Raw genomic sequence first — 15,947 nt, 5'->3', positions numbered from 1 at the left:
ATGGCCGCTGCCTTGCTCAAGGTTGACAATCTGACGGTTCGTTTTCCGACCACCGAGCCGGTCAGCCGGTTGAGCTTCGAGGTCGACGAAGGCGAGACGCTGGCGATCGTCGGTGAATCGGGCTCCGGCAAGTCGCTGACAGCACTTGCCCTGATGCAGCTTCTGCCGCGCTCGGCGAAAATCCCCAATGGCAGGATCGAATTCGCCGGCAGGGATCTGCTCGGCCTCGACCAGAAGGCGATGCGCAATTTGCGCGGGCGCGAGATCGCCATGATCTTCCAGGAGCCGATGACCTCGCTCAATCCCGTGCTGACCATTGGCCGGCAGATCACTGAGGTGCTGACGCTGCACGAAGGTATACGCGGCAAGGCTGCGCGGAACCGTGCCATCGAGCTTCTCAATCTGGTGCGCATTCCCGATCCGCAGCGGCGCATCGACGACTATTCGCATCAGCTTTCCGGCGGCATGCGCCAGCGCGTCATGATTGCCATCGCCGTTGCCTGCCGGCCGCGCCTGCTCATCGCCGACGAACCGACGACGGCTCTCGACGTGACCATCCAGGCGCAGGTGCTCGACCTGCTGGACACGCTGCGCCGCGAACTGTCGATGGCTGTCGTGCTCATCACCCATGATCTCGGCGTCGTCGCGCAATGGGCCGACAAGGTCGTCGTCATGTATGCCGGGCGCAAGGTCGAACAGGCGCTGCCCGGCGCACTGTTCAGAACACCGCTTCATCCCTACACGCGCGGCCTGCTGGCTGCCTCGCCGCGGTTGAAAACCAATCTCCACTATCGCGACGCCAGGCTGACGGAGATCCCCGGCAGCATCGTCTCGGCCGCCGGCGAGAAGGGCTGCCCCTTCCGGCCGCGCTGCGCGGTGGCACGCGACAGCTGTGCCCATTTCGTGCCTGATCTCGTTGAAGTCAGCGAAGATCGACTCGTCGCCTGCCCTTACAGCTTCATTCGGGAGGTTGCGCATGGCGCTGCTCTCGGTCTTTGACCTCTCCACGCATTTCCAATCCCAAGGCGGTGCACTGCGCGCCGTCGACGGCGTTTCCCTTGAGGTCGGGCGCGGCGAGACGGTTGGCCTCGTCGGCGAGAGCGGCTGCGGAAAATCGACGCTCGGCAAGACCATCATGCGGCTGGTCGATCCGACTAGTGGCAAGATCGAATTCAACGGCACCGACATCACCGTTCTCGACGCGCGCCGGCTGAAGGCGGCGCGGCGCAACATCCAGATGATTTTCCAGGATCCGTTCGCGTCGCTCAACCCGCGCCACATGATCGGCGACATCTTGACGGCGCCGCTGAAAGTCCATGGCATCGGCAACAAGGCCGAGCGGCGCAAGATTGTCGAGGACATCATCGAGCGTGTCGGTTTGCCAAGGGATTCGCTTGGCCGCTACCCGCATGAATTTTCCGGTGGTCAGCGCCAGCGCATCGGCATTGCCCGGGCGCTGATCCTCAATCCGGAACTGGTCGTCTGCGACGAGCCGGTGTCGGCGCTCGACCTTTCGATCCAGGCGCAGATCCTCAATCTGCTGGTCGACATGAAACGGCAGCTCGGCCTGTCCTATCTCTTCATCTCGCACGATCTGTCGGTGGTCCGCTATTTCGCCGACCGGGTGCTGGTCATGTATCTCGGCCGCATCGTCGAAAGCGCCGACAACGCGACGCTGTGGACCTCGCCCAAGCATCCCTACACGCGCGCGCTGATGGACGCCGTGCCCGACCCGGCGCGCCGGCGTCAGGCGGCGCCGATCCATGGCGATCTGCCAAGCCCGCAGAACATCCCGAGTGGTTGCCGCTTTCACACGCGCTGCCCGCTGGCGACTGATCTCTGCCGTTCGCAGGAGCCGGCATTCCGGGCGATCGGGTCGGGACACCAGGTCGCCTGCCACTACGCCGAACCAATCCTCAACTGAAGTTCAACGGAGCAGAACAATGTCCGACTACCGCTATCTTGGCCGCAGCGCGCTGAAGGTTTCGCCGCTCAGCCTCGGCACGATGATGTTCGGCGGGCCGACCGAAGAAAATGTCGCGCACCGCATCATCGACAAGGCGCGTGAGCAAGGCATCAATTTCATCGACACCGCCGACGTCTACCACAACGGCAAGTCCGAGGAAGTCGTCGGCCGCGGCATCAAGGCGACGCGCGATCATTGGGTTGTGGCGACCAAATTCGTCAACTCGCATGACAAAGGTCCCAATCTCGGCGGCCATTCACGCAAATGGGTGATCCAGACGGTCGAGAACAGCCTGCGGCGCCTCGGAACGGATTACATCGACCTCTTCTACTTCCACCGTGCCGTCTTCGATGCGCCGCTTGAGGAGCCGGTGCGGGCAATCGCCGACCTGATCCGCCAGGGCAAATTGCGCTATTTCGGCGTCTCGAACTTCCGTGGCTGGCGCATCGCCGAAGTCGCGCATCTGGCCGATGAACTTGGCATCGACCGGCCGGTGGCCAGCCAGCCGCTCTACAACATCGTCAACCGCACCGCGGAGGCCGAGCAGCTGCCGGCAGCTGCCTACTATGGTCTTGGCGTCGTCTCCTACAGCCCGCTGGCGCGCGGCGTGCTGACCGGCAAATACGAGCCGAACCAGGCGCCTGCCGCCGACACGCGGGCTGGGCGTGGAGACAAGCGCATCGCCGAGACCGAGTGGCGTCCGGAATCGATCGAGATCGCCAGGCAGATCGCGGCGCACGCAAAGTCGCGCGGCGTCGCGGCGGCCGATTTCGCGCTGGCCTGGGTGCTCAACAACCGGTTGATCACAGCGGCGATCGCCGGTCCGCGTACCGAGGAACAGTGGGACAGCTACGCCAAGGCACTGGACTTCAAGCTGAGCGCCGAGGATGAGGCCTTTGTCGACCGTCTCGTTGCCGCCGGCCATGCCTCGACGCATGGGTTCAATGATCCGAGCCATCCGGTCGAAGGCCGTGTGCCGCGTTCGGAGACGGCAGCACCCATCCCGCTGACGCGGCCTCTGCGCGCCGCATGACGGTCAGCCGAGGAACGGCGGGGCTTCGCTGCGGTTGGCCCCGCCCGACGACTTCCCAATCGTTTCGGACAGATGAGAGAGCCCATGAATTTCCATGTCGAACGGCTGCGCCAGAACATCGTCGTGCTTTCGGGCAACACTCACAGGCCGTCGAAGTCGCGGACGCTGGCGCATCATCTCGGCGAGGCGCTGCGCGAAAAATTGTCCGTCACGGTAAATTTCCTCGATCTTGTCGATGCCGGCCGTGGTCTGGGTGCTGCGTTTACGCGAAAGGAATTGACGCCGGAGGCGCTGAATGTGGTAAACGCGGTCGAACAGGCCGACGCGCTGATCGTCACGACGCCGGTCTACAACGGCTCCTATGCTGGCCTGTTCAAGCATCTGTTCGACCTCATCGACCCACTGGCGCTCGTCGACCGGCCGGTCCTGATCGGCGCGACGGGTGGTGGCCAGCGCCACGCGCTGGTGGTCGAACATCAGCTTCGCCCGCTGTTTGGCTTTTACTCCGCCCTGACGGTGCCGAGCGCCGTCTATGGCAGTGACAGCGACTTTGCCGACGGCAAGCTCGTAGATTCGCTGGTTCTGGCGCGGGCCGGGCAGGCCGTGGATCAATTCGTTGCCCTACTTTCAGCGCGCCAGCCGAAGAGCCAACCGGTCCGGGCGGCTTCGGGCTGACGGTGGAAATTGGATCGAGGCGTGAGCAGTCGTGATCCACAATGGTCGTAGGGTGTCGAGCGGGATGTTTATGCATCGAACCACTGTGGCCATATTCATCTTATTTATCAATCGCTTGTAACGTCTTCCGGAAAGGTGGTGCCGTTAACTGGCGCATGTATCGAGTCACCAACCACGGATTCCGAACGCATATTTCTCTAACCAACGGCTCTCGGGCCGAATGAACCGCCTCGGTGCCGTCTTTTCCTGCGGCAGGTCGCGTGTGGGTTTGCAGACGACGAGGATCGATTTTTCCCAGCGATCCAACTCGCCGCTCGGATAGAGGATTGCTTTGCCGATCTTGAGGAAGGATGGCCCGATCCGCAAGCAACGCCAGTTTCGAAAAGTCCCTTCGCTTACCTGTCCGCGATAGCGAGCGATGACTTCTTCAGGAGTGAGGAAGTTCGGGTCAGGCATGGGCGTTACAGATAGCAGAGTTGTGCAACAGATTGTTGCACCCGCGACCCCGTCGATAGAGACCTGGGGAGAAATGCCGGCGGCGTCACCGCAACACGCGCGCTTCAGAGTACGTCCGCTCAGGGCCAGCCGCCGCAACAAGCCGCGACCCGCTGGACCGAAAACGACCGTCAAGCACCCCCGAGCGGTGCGCACGGTTGCGCCCGGCATTCGCCCGCCGGCGTGGCGTGCCTCACTTGCCGTATGACGCAAGGAACACCCGCACGCCGGCTGCGGCGTGCCGTCGAAGCTTCGCCGGTTTCGGAATCGATTCGTCACCCAACAGCATGGCCCTGTTCAATGGCTCGCCCATAATCAACCAATTGAACTGGGAAGCGGCGACGGCCGGATCATCGATCGCAAGCAGGCCGCGATCAGCCAAACGCTCGAACAACACTGCCATCGCCGTCATTGCGCGCCTGGGTCCGCCATCGAAGAGCGCCTTTGCCAGTTCCGGGAAGCGGCCGACCTCACCGATTACCAAACGGCGTAGCTGCATGACGCGCGGCGTGAGCACGGTGGCAAGCTGTCGGTACGCATAGCGCCGAAGATATTCGGCAACATCTTCGCCCTCGGCGAGGTCCGGCATTTCAGTGTGGACCCTATCGCTGGCTCGATTGGTCACGCTGCTTACGATCTCTACGAACAGCGTCTCCTTGCTCGGAAAGTTCTTGTAGACGGTCTGTTTCGACACCGCCGCAAGCGCCGCGATCTCGTCCATATTGGTGGCCAGATAGCCCTTTTGCAGAAACATCTCTGTAGCCGCATTGAGGATGGCCCGCCGCTTTTTCGCCGACCGTCCGTGCGGTTCTAGTTCTTGTGAAGCACCTGCTGAACGCGTCGTGGTCATGCTCCTGGCGTGTCTGCTGCCGATTGACTCATAGTACTGGACCGTCTAGTTTGATTTGGCCCGAGATGCAATGGGGAGATCGACGATGCACGTCCAGTTCGCGGAGCTTCCAGTGTTCGACCAGGAACGCGCCAAGGCGTTCTACATCGATCACCTGAACTGCCGCGTCGTCGCCGATCAGCCAATGGGCAATGATAGGTGGCGATGGATCGAACTCGGATTTCCAGGGGCCGAAACCACCCTCCACTTCCTAAGGCGCAAGGACGAAACACCATCTGAGGGGCCCGTCCTCGTGCTGGTTGACAACGAAATCGAAGTCACCGTTCAGAGACTCAAATCGCGAGGCGCCGAGATCATAGCAGAACCGCGCCCCGCGCCATGGCAACCGGCGCGCACGATCGCGGAGTTTCGGGACAGCGAGGGCAATCGCATGATGATCACGAGCAGATGACGCGCTTACCTATCATGACCGCAACATGCTCTTGCGGTGGCGTCGAACTCAAAGCGTTCGGCAGGCCAATCGTGAGCAGTGTCTGCTACTGCGACGACTGCCAGAAGGGAGCTGACCAGATCGAAGCTTTGCCAGGTGCTGGCGCCGTGCGCGATCCCGATGGCGGCACCGCATACATCCTCTATCGAAAGGACCGCATCGAGTGCTCCAAGGGGGCCGAATTGCTGAGGGGTTATAAACTTAAGGAAACTTCAGCCACGAACAGGGTCATCGCCATGTGCTGCAATTCAGCGATGTTCATGAACTTCGATAGAGGTCCGCATTGGGTCTCGGCATACAGAGCGCGGTTTCATGGAGAACTCCCGCCACCGCAGCTGCGGATTTGCACGAAGTTCAAGTCGGACAGCGATGTCATTCCTGACGACGTGCCGAGCCACCGGGGTTATCCTCCAGGGTTCGTCGTTAAACTTCTGGCATCGCGCGTGGCGATGTTGCTAGGTCGATAAACCGGCCGCCAGCCTGCGCGATAAGACATTCAGATAGGTGCGCAAATCGGATACAGCCTTGCCGCTCAGGGTTCAGGCCTGAACGAATTTCTGTAGGCGATCCGCCACAATCAGCCCTGCCCGGCTGTTCAAGTGCACGCCGTCGGTGTGAAATAGCCAGCCATTTACGCGGGCGACATCATCCGGACGCTGCCGCAGCACCAGTACGCGAAAAGCATCGCGATAGAATGGAAGAAAGGTTGAACGCCGTGTAGGCCCGGCCAGGCGAGGCGCGAACCGCCTCGGTGAGCGCCTCATGGAGCGGGACATAGCCGCAGCGTTCCTTGTGCGCGATGGCCGCCAGATCGCAGAATATTCCTTGATCCGCCGGTTGAGCTCGCTCTGGACCGGGTCGTCCGAATCCGGCGCTTCTCCTATCGGAGGGAGCGAGCAAAGGCCGATGTCCGCCGCCGTCCCGCGCTTCAGCCTGCGTGCTGTCTCGGCCAGATTCTCGTGGAGCCAATCAGGCGACGGCGTGCGAGAAAGGCGCTTCCATAACGAAAAGAACCGCCGCACTTTGCGGGACACGAGCGCGAGAACGTCGTTCCCGCCGACCCAGACGATGACCTTGCCGAGCACGTCCGGCAGCCGCTGCAGCGCGTTATAGGCCAGGTCGCCGCCGACGCCGAAATTCCGGAACTCAAATTGCCCGTAGCCCGGCCGCCGGCGGAGCTCTGCGATCCAATCGAATGCCTGGCCCTTGCCCGCCGTGCTGCTCGATCCGAGGCAGGCCACTATTTTCCGTTGAGGACTCATCATAATAACTCCGCCGAGCCAGAGTGAGGAATCGTCGCCTCATGCTCCTCGCAAGACAACTGGCCCAAGCGTGAGCGTCAAGTCGGACTCCGAGGCGTTTCCAACGACCCACGGGCAGGCATAATAGTCTTCGATGCGGTCGATGAGGCGGCCGGCGACATGGACACGAACCGGCCACCCGACCTGCCACTGGTCGCCTCGCTGGAAGAGCACGAACAGGACAGGTTCTCCGTCGATCGCCCCCGACGTCATGGTCCACGTCTGTGGATTTTGCTCGTATTCGACGAAATAGGGAGAGCTTCTGAGCAGGCCATCGAAGCAGTCGGCGACCCGCAACCGGGCATCGGCACTTGTGAGGCTCCGCACGCCATCCCAGTCATGGCGGTTGAAGAGGTCGACATAGCGCTGCAAGAGCCGCGCGGTGTCGGGATCAAGCGGACGGCTCGGTTCACCGGCAGGTTCAGCGGGCAAGCCGGCGAGCTTCACCCGTCCACGGGAGAGCGCGGATTTGACGCCGCCGACCGTCGAGCCCACGAGTTCTGCGGTCTCTTCCAGCGAGTAGTCGAACACATCCTTCAAGAGCACGCAGGCGCGCTCCTTGGGCGGCAGGTGACCGACCAGCCGTTCGACGGCGCGATGGGCATCAGTGGTCGCTGGCTCTGCAGCGATGACGCCGATGTCGTCCGAATAGGCGCTTTCCGCTCGCTCGCGCGCAAGGCGCCGCCTCACAAAGTCAATGCAGCGATTGTGAGCGATGCGAAACAACCAGGGTTTCAGCCTGCTGACATCGTCGAGGGTCTCGATCTTCGTGTAGGCCTCGAACAGCGTCTCCTGCATGAGATCCTCGCCGTCGAGCCGCGAGCCGGTCATGCGGGTGCAATAGCGATGCAGTTGCGCGCGGACGCCCGACACTGTCTCGAGGAAGGCTCGATACTGCGCGTCGAATAGGCCGATCGGTCGCCCAGGCATGTCCTTCACCTGCCACATATTAGCGTCATTGAGGAACATAGGTGAGAACCATGACCCCATTCTCGAAGCGATGCGTATCGACAAGCTTCAGGCGGACGAGATCGTTGTCAACGTCTTCAAATGCGCGCTTGCCCTCGCCGACCACCTTGGGGATCACCCAAATCTGATACTCATCGACAAGGCCCGCGGCGAGGAGGGTCCGATCGAGGTTGGTGATGCCGTATTTCACGATGTTGCCGCCCGGCTGTTGCTTGATCCTTGCAAGCTCGGCAGCAACGTCGCCCCTTATCAACGAGGCGTTCCACGCCGTCTTCTTGAGCGTTCGGGAGGCGACGAGCTTCTTCATGCCGTTGAGGCGATCTGCGTATTTGTCACCTCTCGTCTCCGGACGCGAGGCGAACATCTCGTAAGCAACACGACCGAGCAGTAGGAACTCGACATCGACCAAAGCTTCGTACGAATATTCCTTCGCCTCTTCATCGAAATACGACCCCGCGATCGTCATCGGGTTCTCGATCACGCCGTCGAGCGAGACGAAGCTCCCCACTTTCAATTTGCGAGTCATGCAACCTCCTGACCTTCAGCGCGTGTTGCCGCGGTTGCGGCCAGACCGAGCTTGGGGCGAACCCATTGTGCCAACCGCGCTATCGCGTCGTCGGCTTCGGGAGCGCGGCCGGCCATCATCTGGAAGGAGTGCAGCATCCCCGGAAATACGTCCAGGCGCACCTCGACGCCGGCGGCTTTTGCGCGGTCGGCAAGCGCCCGGCTGTCGTCGAGCAGGGTTTCGTCTCCACCCACTTGCAGATAGATCGGCGGCAGGCCCTTCAGATCGGCAAAGATCGGGCTGGCGAGTGGATTCCTGGGATCGGTCCCTGCAAGGACTTGCGATGCCAGCATATCCACGGCCGCCTTCTGGAAGAAGGCGTCCTTCTCGCGATTGGCTTCATAAGAGAGCCCGCTCGCCGAAAAATCGAGCCAGCCAGAGATGCTGAGGATAGCTGCGGGCAGCGGACGTCCCGCATCGCGGAGTTTCATCGCGGCCGCAACGATCAGGCCAGCGCCAGCGGAATCGCCTGCAGCTATGGTGTGCTTCGGCGCGATACCTTGCTCGGCGAGCCACTCGAACGCGGTCACGGCCTGCTCGATTTGGCGCGGAAACTTGCTCTGGAAAACGAAGTCGTAGGTGGCGAGCAGAGCGTAACAGCCGATCGCCTTGGCGAGGTGTCCGACCATCTTGCGATGGGTCCAGATCGATCCGCCGACATAGCCACCGCCGTGCAGGTAAAGCATGACCCGATCCTTGGCCGCCGCTTTTGGCTGAACCCAAAGCGCGGTCTTGTCGCCGAGTTTGGTCTCGATGTAATCGACGCCGCCCGGTTCTGCCGTCAAGACAGACCACTCGGAGACTTCCGGCGGCAATTCCCGACCGTTGCGCCAGGCCTCGGCGAGCTTTTCGTAGTGTATCTTGTTCGCTGAACTCTGCTTGCTGTTCATTGTCACGCTCCAATTCGTTGTGGAGGGCGACGTTCAGGATGACCGCGCCCAACAACAGCTAAGACGGACGAACTGAGCGAAAGGATACGTCGCCGGCAGATGCGCGGATCTGCACCGATCCGATCCTGGCGGCAACTGCAGCGCAACCTTTGACCCTTGCCGTCATTGGCCATAAATGAACATTTATCTGTCGTTCTCTCGTGCGGTATCGACAATGTCGGCACGGCAACCAAGGCGAGGTAGCTCGGGTTGCCCGTCCCTCAATTCCTGCGCCTCTCAGCCGAGGAGTAAACGGTGCGCATCTTCTCCATCATAGCCCACCCGCGTGCCAACAGCTTTTGCCACGCAATTTCCGCACGCGTTCGCAACGCGCTGATCGGCGACGGCCACGCAATCGAACATCACGATCTCTATATGGAAGGCTTCGATCCGTGCCTAACCGCGGAAGAGGCCTACACGCTCGGCGACACGCTGGAAAAAGCGCTTTCACGCGCCGAGGATCGCGTTTTGCTCCAGCACCGGACGCAAGTCGCGAATGCGGATGGTCTACTGATCGTCCACCCGAACTGGTGGGGGAAGCCACCTGCGATTCTGGCGGGCTGGCTCGATCGCGTTCTGGTTCCTGGTGTTGCCTATCGCCTGAAAACCGCGGATGGGTTGCCCGAAGGCCTCCTATCGATCAAGAAAGCCATTATCTTCAATACTTCCGATACCGATGCGACGCGAGAGGTGAATGACCTCGGTGATCCGCTCGGACTGATCTGGGGACGATGCGTCCTCCCATATTGCGGGGTTCTGGAACATGAACGACATGTGTTCAGGCCAGTTGTCGGCAGTTCCGAGGAGCAACGGGAGAACTGGCTCGAGGAGGCCACTGCCAAATGCCGGACCACGTTCGGGCAAGTTGAATGTAACTAAATCCGATCCGTCCGCAATTCTGTCATAACCGTGCTCGCCCGAATTTCGGCTCCCGTCCGCCTCGGGCCTATCCAAGCACGCGGCGCAGATCCTGATGCCGGCGACGTATCCTTTCGCTGGATTGGTCCGTCTTAGCTGTTGATGGGCGGTCATCCCAAGGTCGTCCTCCCAAACGTATTGGAACAGGACACACCATGAAATGCTTGTGGAGGCTTGGCGTAGCGGTCGAGCCGCAAAGTTCGGGGGTCAGTATCGTGAAACGCGCCGGTCGTTCGTCCTTGGGATGGAAACAAAGATATCGAGAGAAACGATGACCGCCACCATTACCGCCTTTGAACGGTTGCCCGATGGCGGCAAGGGACTGGCGCGTGACATGCGCGTTCGCTGGGCGCTGGAGGAAGCGGGCCAACCTTACGAGGTTCGCCTCGTTTCGTTCAAGGCGATGAAGGAGCCGGTGCATCTGACGCTTCATCCTTTCGGGCAAATTCCGACCTACGAAGAAGGCAATCTCGGGTTGTTCGAGACCGGGTCGATCGTGTTCCATATCGCGGAACGCCATTCGGGCCTGTTGCCGGACGATGCCAATGCCCGGGCGCGCGCCATCACCTGGATGTTCGCCGCGCTCAATACGTTGGAGCCGCCGATCCTTGAACTTGTAACCGCCAAGTCCCTTGAAGGCGGCAAGTCCTGGGCCGCGCAACGCCTGGCTCTCGTCCAGGATCGCATCCGCAATCGGCTTGTCCAACTGTCCCGACGTCTTGACAAGGCCAACTGGCTCGATGGTGCGTTCAGTGCGGGCGACCTGATGATGGTCTCGGTGCTGCTCAGGTTAAGAGCGTCGGGTATCCTGGACGAATATCCGAACCTCTCCGCCTATGTGACCCGTGGCGAAGCGCGGCCCGCCTACAAGCGGGCCCTCGACGCTCAACTGGCGACCGGCTGATTGAGGATAGCTTAGCCGCGATCGGAAGCCTCCACGTTGGGGTGCGGTGCTCCACCTCGGCTATGGCCAATAGCTGTCGTTCGGCGCCAGCGTGAGAAATGGCAGCTTTGTGGTGTCTGTCCACCAAAGCTGTCAGTCAGCTGTCGGCCCCAAAGGCGACATCAGAACATCTCCTTGGCAAAGACCGCGTCTGGCGCCTTGGCGACGTTCGTTGGCACCACAAGGTAGCAGGCTTGGCCCTGAAATCATTGAAGATTTTTTGGACAGGACGCTACCAAAGGTTCATGTTTTTGTTGTGATTTCAATAGCTTATAGGTAGGCTGGTAGCGGGAGAGGGACTTGAACCCCCGACCCCAGGATTATGATTCCCGTGCTCTAACCAACTGAGCTACCCCGCCAGGGCGGCGAAGGCCCGAAATCCAGCTTAAATCGGCAGGCATATCGGCGCGTTCGCCAAGGTCGCGCGGATATAAGGTTGCGAGGCCAAGCCTGTCAAGCATCGAAGTGGCTGCCGCGCCGGCATATTGCTGGCGCCTAAAGCTTTGCCGGGCAGACATTTGGGCGCACAGGCCGGGGTTGAGTTCGGCGAGGCACGTCGCTATGTCTCGCCCACGAAAGCCATGGTCAGAAATTGATGAAACCGCGCATTGCAGTCCTCGGTTGCGGATACTGGGGCAGCAACCACATCCGCACCCTCAAGGCGCTCGGCGCGCTGCACGCGGTTTCGGACGTCAACCCTGCGCGTGCGGAAGGTTTTGCCAGCGAGCAGGATTGCCTGGCGATCGAGCCGGAGGCGCTGTTTGCCCGCGACGATGTCGACGCCATTGTCATGGCGCTGCCGCCGCAGTTCCATGCCGACATGGCGGTGCGCGCCGTGCTCGGCGGCAAGGACGTGCTGGTGGAGAAGCCGATCGCGCTGACGGTGCCCGACGCCGAGCGCTCGGTGCAGGCTGCCGCCGACAATGGCCGTGTCTTCATGGTCGGCCATGTGCTGCGCTTCCATCCCGCCTTCGAGACGCTGAAGGCGCTGATCGACAATGGCGAGCTCGGCGAGGTCCGCTACATCCATTCGCATCGGCTCGGCCTCGGCAAGTTCCACACCGAAAACGACGCGTTGTGGGATCTGGCGCCGCACGATCTGTCGATGATCCTCGCCATCACCGGCACCGAGCCGGTCGAGGTGCGCGGCGAAGGCGCTGCCCTTCTCGACAATCTCAGCGACTTCGCGCATCTGCACATGCGCTTTCCCAACGGCCTGCGCGGCCATCTGTTCGCCTCGCGGCTCAACCCTTACCGCGAACGGCGGCTGACCGTGGTCGGCACCAAGGCGATGGCGGTGTTCGACGATGTCGAGCCGTGGGAGCGCAAGCTTGCCGTCTACCGCCACGCGGTGTGGCAGGACAGCGGCCAATGGGCGTTCACCGCCAACGAGCCGTCCTATGTGGCGGTCGGCGAGGGCATGCCGCTGACGCGCGAGCTGGAGCATTTCATCCACTGCATCGAGACGCGGGCCGAACCGCGCACCAGCGGCGAGGAAGCCATCCGAGTGCTGCGCATCCTGACCGCCGGCACCGTCGCCCACACCAGGCCCTAAGCGAAAAGCGCCGTCTATTCGGCGGGAACCCGCGCCGGCTGGACGGCAAGCCGCGTCAGCATCGCCTCGGCTTCGGCGCCGCGCTCGGAGCGCTCGATGAAGCCGCCGCCGAACACGCGCGCCTCGTTGCCGTCGTCGGAATAGAGCACGCAAGCCTGACCGGGCGCGATGCCGGACTCGCCGTCGACCAGCTCCACCGAAGTGACGCCCGCGCGGTGATGCAGCACGGCCGGGCGCGGCGGCCGCGTCGAGCGCACCTTGGCGAAAAGCTCAAGCCCGGCCGCCGGGATCTCGGTCAGCGGGCCATCGCCCAGCCAGTTCATGTTGCGCAAGAAGATCTTGTGGGTTTCCAGCGCCTCGCGCGGGCCGACGACGACGCGGGCCCGGTCGGCGTCGAGATGGACGACGTAGAGCGGCTCGCCGGAGGCGATGCCGATGCCGCGGCGCTGACCGACGGTGTAGCGCAAAATGCCTTCGTGGCGGCCAAGCACGCGCCCGTCTATATGGACGATGTCGCCCGGATTGGCGGCAGCCGGCTTCAGCTTGGCGATGATGTCGGAATATTTGCCCTGCGGCACGAAACAGATGTCCTGGCTGTCCTGCTTGGCGGCGACCGTCAGTCCCATCTCCTCGGCGATGGCGCGAACCTCAGGCTTCGACAGGCCGCCGAGCGGAAAACGCAGATAGTCGATCTGCGCCTGGGTGGTGGCGAACAGGAAGTAGCTCTGGTCGCGGTCGGCGTCGACCGGCCGGTAAAGCGCGCGGTGGGCGCCATTGGCGCCGGAACGGATATAGTGGCCGGTGGCCAGCGCATCGGCGCCGAGTTCCTTGGCGGTCGCCAGAAGATCGGCGAATTTCACCGTCTGATTGCAGGAGACGCAAGGGATCGGCGTTTCGCCGGCGACATAGCTCTCGGCGAACGGGTCGATCACCGCCTTGCGGAAACGCTCCTCGTAGTCGAGCACGTAATGCGGGATACCGAGCGTCTCGGAGACGCGGCGGGCATCGTCGATGTCCTGGCCGGCGCAGCATGAGCCGGCCCGGTGCGTTGCCGCGCCGTGGTCGTAAAGCTGCAGCGTGACGCCGACGACGTCGTAGCCCTCGTGCTTTAAGAGACCGGCAACAACCGACGAATCGACACCGCCCGACATGGCGACGACGACACGGGTGTTTTCGGGGCGTCCGGGAAGATCGAAGCTGTTCATGGTTCTTTCGTTCTGCGCGGCGCTTCAATGCCAATGGCCGGAATATAGGTCAAGCGTCCCGGCCGCGCCAGCTTTGCAGGCCGGCTCATTTTTTCCAGCCGGGTTCAACGCGCTTGCCGGCAGATATCTCAAATGCCGATGAAAAGACTAACGCGGCGTTCATGATCCTTACCTATCCATTAGGGTCTGCTTAGCCAAATTTTAAAGCTGTGGCGGTAATGTGGTGGGGATTGGGTCTTTGAGTTTTTTGTAGAGAGTACGATGACCGATCTAATTAGACCGCGAGTCAAATACGTTATCGGGCCTGACGGCAGCCCACTTACCATCGCCGATCTGCCGCCGACGAACACACGTCGCTGGGTTATCCGGCGCAAGGCGGAAGTGGTGGCGGCGGTGCGTGGCGGGCTTTTGAGCCTGGAAGAGGCGTGCCAGCGCTACAAGCTCACCACCGAGGAATTCCTGTCCTGGCAAGCGTCGATCGACGAATACGGCCTTGCCGGGCTGCGCACCACGCGCATCCAGCAATACCGGCATTAGGCCGATAAGGGCGCCGATCGGCGCCCTTAAGTTTGCAGGAGCGACGATCTGGGATTTCAGACCGTCAGCACCACCTTGCCGATCGGCCTGGTGGCGAGAAAGGCATGGGCGGCACCGGCCTGTTCGAGCGGAAACGCCTTTGCCACGTGGACGGCCAGCTTTTTCGCGTCGATCAATTTGCCGAGCTCCACCAGAGCGGCACGGTCGGGCACCACGGACATGCGCTCGACGCGGATGCCTCGCGTCCTGGCCTTTGCCTTGGTGGCATCGCTGACATCGAGCAGCGACACCAGAACACCGCCGGCCTTGAGCACTTTTAGCGATTGCTCCGCATGCTCGCCGCCGAATGGCTCCAGAACGAGATCGATGTCGCGAGCCTTTCCGGTGAAATCATCCTCTGTGTAGTCGATCACCTCGTCGGCGCCGAGCGAGCGGACGAAATCGAGCTTTTCCGGGCTGGCGGTCGCGACGACGTAAGCACCGCGCGCCTTGGCGATCTGCACCGCCAGATGGCCGACGCCGCCGGCTCCGGCGTGGATCAGCACGCGCTGGCCAGGATTGAGCCGGCCATGGCGGACAAGGCCTTGCCAGGCCGTCAGGCCGGCCAGCGGCAGCGCGGCGGCTTGGGCGTGGTCTATGCCTTCAGGTTTCGGCGCAAGCTCATCAGCCGGGACAGTGGCGAGTTCGGCGTAAGCTGCCGCCTGTTTGGGAAAGCGCGACATGCCAAAGACGGCATCGCCGACCTTAAGGCCGGACAGGCCGGAGCCCAGCGCCTCGACAGTTCCCGAAACGTCCCAACCAAGGATGAAGGGCGGCTCGCCAAGCAGCGGATAGTGGCCGCCGCGCACTGCGCCGTCGACCGGATTGATGCCGGCCGCCTCGATGCGGACCAGCACTTCGCCGGCCTCGGGTGATGGCGCGGGACGATCGGCAATGACGAGGACGTTGGGTGCGCCGAAGGAATTCTGGATAATGGCACGCATGGGAGGCTCTCTCCTGCTGGTTTGATATGCCACTATCATTTGGATAGTAATATTCTCTTGTCTAGTATGTACCTTTTTGATATATACGCACCTCATGGATAGCGAAGATTGTTTCCCTTCCGGTTATGACGCGTTCCGACGGACGTGCCCCTCGCACGCGGTGCTCGAGACGCTCGCCAGCAAATGGGTCCACCTGGTGATTTGTGCGTTGCGCCGGGGCCGGCTCCGCAACGGCGAATTGGCGCGCAAGCTCGAAGGCATCACCCCGAAAATGCTGACGCAGACGCTGCGTATCCTGGAACGCGACGGCCTGGTGCGGCGCGAGGTGTTCCCGGTCATTCCCCCGCGGGTCGAATACGAGCTGACCGAACTTGGCCAGAACCTGGCAGGACTGCTCAATCAGATCAGGGCCTGGTCGGAGCAGCATGTGCCCGACATCAAGGACGCCCGCGCGCGGGCGGCCGAACAGCAAGAAGATCTGGATGCCTGAGGCCGGCACCGTTCGGTGCACAGCAATAGCGCTCAAGCGCGAC

The 15,947-nt window shown here is 62.1% G+C and carries 19 protein-coding genes and 1 tRNA gene; 11 read left to right on the top strand and 9 right to left on the bottom strand.

Going from position 1 to position 15,947, the window contains the following annotated elements; translation table 11 throughout:
* The 4 genes from NKH91_RS01070 (at nucleotide 1) to msuE (ending at nucleotide 3,674) form a co-directional block, all read left to right on the top strand.
* Nucleotides 1–999 (top strand): ABC transporter ATP-binding protein, encoded by a 999-nt coding sequence (locus NKH91_RS01070; protein ID WP_352565071.1) that lies wholly within the window; start codon nucleotides 1–3, stop codon nucleotides 997–999.
* On the top strand, nucleotides 977–1,924 hold the full coding sequence (locus NKH91_RS01065; protein WP_352565072.1) for an ABC transporter ATP-binding protein: 948 nt from the start codon (nucleotides 977–979) through the stop codon (nucleotides 1,922–1,924). The genes NKH91_RS01070 and NKH91_RS01065 overlap by 23 nt, the downstream gene beginning before the upstream one ends.
* Nucleotides 1,925–1,943: 19 nt before the next feature.
* Nucleotides 1,944–2,999, top strand: a complete 1,056-nt coding sequence (locus NKH91_RS01060) for an aldo/keto reductase (RefSeq protein WP_352565074.1) — start codon at nucleotides 1,944–1,946, stop codon at nucleotides 2,997–2,999.
* Nucleotides 3,000–3,083: 84 nt separating this feature from the next.
* Nucleotides 3,084–3,674, top strand: coding sequence for an FMN reductase (gene msuE / locus NKH91_RS01055; RefSeq protein ID WP_352845680.1), 591 nt, complete (start codon nucleotides 3,084–3,086; stop codon nucleotides 3,672–3,674).
* A 165-nt stretch (nucleotides 3,675–3,839) separates the two neighbouring features.
* On the opposite strand, the gene NKH91_RS01050 is transcribed toward msuE, so the two are convergent.
* Together NKH91_RS01050 and NKH91_RS01045 are read right to left on the bottom strand one after the other, a co-directional pair.
* Nucleotides 3,840–4,130: a DNA-binding protein gene (locus NKH91_RS01050; RefSeq protein WP_352565078.1), complete on the bottom strand. Its 291-nt coding sequence runs from the start codon at nucleotides 4,128–4,130 to the stop codon at nucleotides 3,840–3,842.
* Between the two features lie 232 nt (nucleotides 4,131–4,362).
* Entirely contained in the window at nucleotides 4,363–5,019 is a 657-nt protein-coding gene (locus tag NKH91_RS01045; protein ID WP_352565079.1) for a TetR/AcrR family transcriptional regulator, read from the bottom strand.
* Between the two features lie 85 nt (nucleotides 5,020–5,104).
* On the opposite strand from NKH91_RS01045, the gene NKH91_RS01040 reads away from it, so the two are divergent.
* The gene (locus NKH91_RS01040; RefSeq protein WP_352565081.1) at nucleotides 5,105–5,470 is read left to right on the top strand and encodes a VOC family protein; all 366 of its coding nucleotides are present in this window, start codon (nucleotides 5,105–5,107) and stop codon (nucleotides 5,468–5,470) included.
* A complete protein-coding gene (locus NKH91_RS32310; RefSeq protein WP_502898961.1) occupies nucleotides 5,398–5,976 on the top strand; it encodes a GFA family protein in 579 nt (192 codons plus the stop codon). The genes NKH91_RS01040 and NKH91_RS32310 overlap by 73 nt, the downstream gene beginning before the upstream one ends.
* A 72-nt stretch (nucleotides 5,977–6,048) precedes the next feature.
* On the opposite strand, the gene NKH91_RS01035 is transcribed toward NKH91_RS32310, so the two are convergent.
* Genes NKH91_RS01035 through NKH91_RS01020 form a run of 4 tightly spaced genes read right to left on the bottom strand, consistent with a single transcriptional unit; the run spans nucleotide 6,049 to nucleotide 9,234 of the window.
* Nucleotides 6,049–6,774: an SGNH/GDSL hydrolase family protein gene (locus NKH91_RS01035; protein ID WP_352884446.1), complete on the bottom strand. Its 726-nt coding sequence runs from the start codon at nucleotides 6,772–6,774 to the stop codon at nucleotides 6,049–6,051.
* Between the two features lie 36 nt (nucleotides 6,775–6,810).
* Nucleotides 6,811–7,740, bottom strand: coding sequence for a sigma-70 family RNA polymerase sigma factor (locus NKH91_RS01030; protein WP_352845683.1), 930 nt, complete (start codon nucleotides 7,738–7,740; stop codon nucleotides 6,811–6,813).
* A gap of 25 nt (nucleotides 7,741–7,765) precedes the next feature.
* Nucleotides 7,766–8,287, bottom strand: coding sequence for a dihydrofolate reductase family protein (locus tag NKH91_RS01025; RefSeq protein ID WP_352565086.1), 522 nt, complete (start codon nucleotides 8,285–8,287; stop codon nucleotides 7,766–7,768).
* A gap of 14 nt (nucleotides 8,288–8,301) precedes the next feature.
* On the bottom strand, nucleotides 8,302–9,234 hold the full coding sequence (locus NKH91_RS01020) for an alpha/beta hydrolase (protein ID WP_352565088.1): 933 nt from the start codon (nucleotides 9,232–9,234) through the stop codon (nucleotides 8,302–8,304).
* Between the two features lie 294 nt (nucleotides 9,235–9,528).
* Here NKH91_RS01020 and NKH91_RS01015 point away from each other — a divergent pair, with 294 nt between their 5' ends.
* Together NKH91_RS01015 and NKH91_RS01010 are read left to right on the top strand one after the other, a co-directional pair.
* Complete coding sequence (locus tag NKH91_RS01015; protein ID WP_352845685.1) at nucleotides 9,529–10,152, top strand: NAD(P)H-dependent oxidoreductase; 624 nt, start codon at nucleotides 9,529–9,531, stop codon at nucleotides 10,150–10,152.
* A 310-nt stretch (nucleotides 10,153–10,462) separates the two neighbouring features.
* Complete coding sequence (locus NKH91_RS01010) at nucleotides 10,463–11,095, top strand: glutathione S-transferase family protein (protein ID WP_352565091.1); 633 nt, start codon at nucleotides 10,463–10,465, stop codon at nucleotides 11,093–11,095.
* A 321-nt stretch (nucleotides 11,096–11,416) separates the two neighbouring features.
* Here the strand turns inward: NKH91_RS01010 and NKH91_RS01005 are convergent.
* Nucleotides 11,417–11,493: transfer RNA gene (locus tag NKH91_RS01005), tRNA-Met, on the bottom strand.
* 236 nt (nucleotides 11,494–11,729) lie between these two features.
* On the opposite strand from NKH91_RS01005, the gene NKH91_RS01000 reads away from it, so the two are divergent.
* Nucleotides 11,730–12,689, top strand: a complete 960-nt coding sequence (locus tag NKH91_RS01000) for a Gfo/Idh/MocA family protein (RefSeq protein WP_352482033.1) — start codon at nucleotides 11,730–11,732, stop codon at nucleotides 12,687–12,689.
* A 14-nt stretch (nucleotides 12,690–12,703) separates the two neighbouring features.
* Here the strand turns inward: NKH91_RS01000 and mnmA are convergent, their stop codons facing one another.
* Nucleotides 12,704–13,894, bottom strand: a complete 1,191-nt coding sequence (gene mnmA, locus NKH91_RS00995) for a tRNA 2-thiouridine(34) synthase MnmA (RefSeq protein ID WP_352846514.1) — start codon at nucleotides 13,892–13,894, stop codon at nucleotides 12,704–12,706.
* A 261-nt stretch (nucleotides 13,895–14,155) separates the two neighbouring features.
* Between mnmA and sciP the strand changes: the two genes are divergently transcribed.
* The gene (gene sciP, locus NKH91_RS00990; RefSeq protein ID WP_023679563.1) at nucleotides 14,156–14,431 is read left to right on the top strand and encodes a CtrA inhibitor SciP; all 276 of its coding nucleotides are present in this window, start codon (nucleotides 14,156–14,158) and stop codon (nucleotides 14,429–14,431) included.
* 56 nt (nucleotides 14,432–14,487) lie between these two features.
* Here sciP and NKH91_RS00985 read toward each other — a convergent pair whose 3' ends face one another.
* Nucleotides 14,488–15,414 carry an NADP-dependent oxidoreductase gene (locus tag NKH91_RS00985; protein ID WP_352846516.1) on the bottom strand — a complete coding sequence of 309 codons (927 nt, stop codon included), beginning with the start codon at nucleotides 15,412–15,414 and terminating at the stop codon, nucleotides 14,488–14,490.
* Between the two features lie 94 nt (nucleotides 15,415–15,508).
* On the opposite strand from NKH91_RS00985, the gene NKH91_RS00980 reads away from it, so the two are divergent.
* Nucleotides 15,509–15,904: a winged helix-turn-helix transcriptional regulator gene (locus NKH91_RS00980; protein ID WP_023719276.1), complete on the top strand. Its 396-nt coding sequence runs from the start codon at nucleotides 15,509–15,511 to the stop codon at nucleotides 15,902–15,904.
* Nucleotides 15,905–15,947 lie beyond the last annotated feature (43 nt).

The organism is Mesorhizobium sp. M0894 (assembly GCF_040319725.1).
GTDB lineage: Bacteria > Pseudomonadota > Alphaproteobacteria > Rhizobiales > Rhizobiaceae > Mesorhizobium.
Note: the sequence above shows the minus strand (reverse complement) of the source record. Positions and strands in the feature narration are given on the sequence as shown.

Bases quoted from the DNA above. Each gene is read 5' to 3' on its own strand.
- NKH91_RS01070 (WP_352565071.1), top strand. From the start codon at position 1: ATGGCCGCTGCCTTGCTCAAGGTTGACAATCTGACGGTTCGTTTTCCG.
- NKH91_RS01065 (WP_352565072.1), top strand. From the start codon at position 977: ATGGCGCTGCTCTCGGTCTTTGACCTCTCCACGCATTTCCAATCCCAA.
- NKH91_RS01060 (WP_352565074.1), top strand. From the start codon at position 1,944: ATGTCCGACTACCGCTATCTTGGCCGCAGCGCGCTGAAGGTTTCGCCG.
- msuE (WP_352845680.1), top strand. From the start codon at position 3,084: ATGAATTTCCATGTCGAACGGCTGCGCCAGAACATCGTCGTGCTTTCG.
- NKH91_RS01050 (WP_352565078.1), bottom strand. From the start codon at position 4,130: ATGCCTGACCCGAACTTCCTCACTCCTGAAGAAGTCATCGCTCGCTAT.
- NKH91_RS01045 (WP_352565079.1), bottom strand. From the start codon at position 5,019: ATGACCACGACGCGTTCAGCAGGTGCTTCACAAGAACTAGAACCGCAC.
- NKH91_RS01040 (WP_352565081.1), top strand. From the start codon at position 5,105: ATGCACGTCCAGTTCGCGGAGCTTCCAGTGTTCGACCAGGAACGCGCC.
- NKH91_RS32310 (WP_502898961.1), top strand. From the start codon at position 5,398: ATGGCAACCGGCGCGCACGATCGCGGAGTTTCGGGACAGCGAGGGCAA.
- NKH91_RS01035 (WP_352884446.1), bottom strand. From the start codon at position 6,774: ATGATGAGTCCTCAACGGAAAATAGTGGCCTGCCTCGGATCGAGCAGC.
- NKH91_RS01030 (WP_352845683.1), bottom strand. From the start codon at position 7,740: ATGCCTGGGCGACCGATCGGCCTATTCGACGCGCAGTATCGAGCCTTC.
- NKH91_RS01020 (WP_352565088.1), bottom strand. From the start codon at position 9,234: ATGAACAGCAAGCAGAGTTCAGCGAACAAGATACACTACGAAAAGCTC.
- NKH91_RS01010 (WP_352565091.1), top strand. From the start codon at position 10,463: ATGACCGCCACCATTACCGCCTTTGAACGGTTGCCCGATGGCGGCAAG.
- NKH91_RS01000 (WP_352482033.1), top strand. From the start codon at position 11,730: ATGAAACCGCGCATTGCAGTCCTCGGTTGCGGATACTGGGGCAGCAAC.
- mnmA (WP_352846514.1), bottom strand. From the start codon at position 13,894: ATGAACAGCTTCGATCTTCCCGGACGCCCCGAAAACACCCGTGTCGTC.
- sciP (WP_023679563.1), top strand. From the start codon at position 14,156: ATGACCGATCTAATTAGACCGCGAGTCAAATACGTTATCGGGCCTGAC.
- NKH91_RS00985 (WP_352846516.1), bottom strand. From the start codon at position 15,414: ATGCGTGCCATTATCCAGAATTCCTTCGGCGCACCCAACGTCCTCGTC.
- NKH91_RS00980 (WP_023719276.1), top strand. From the start codon at position 15,509: ATGGATAGCGAAGATTGTTTCCCTTCCGGTTATGACGCGTTCCGACGG.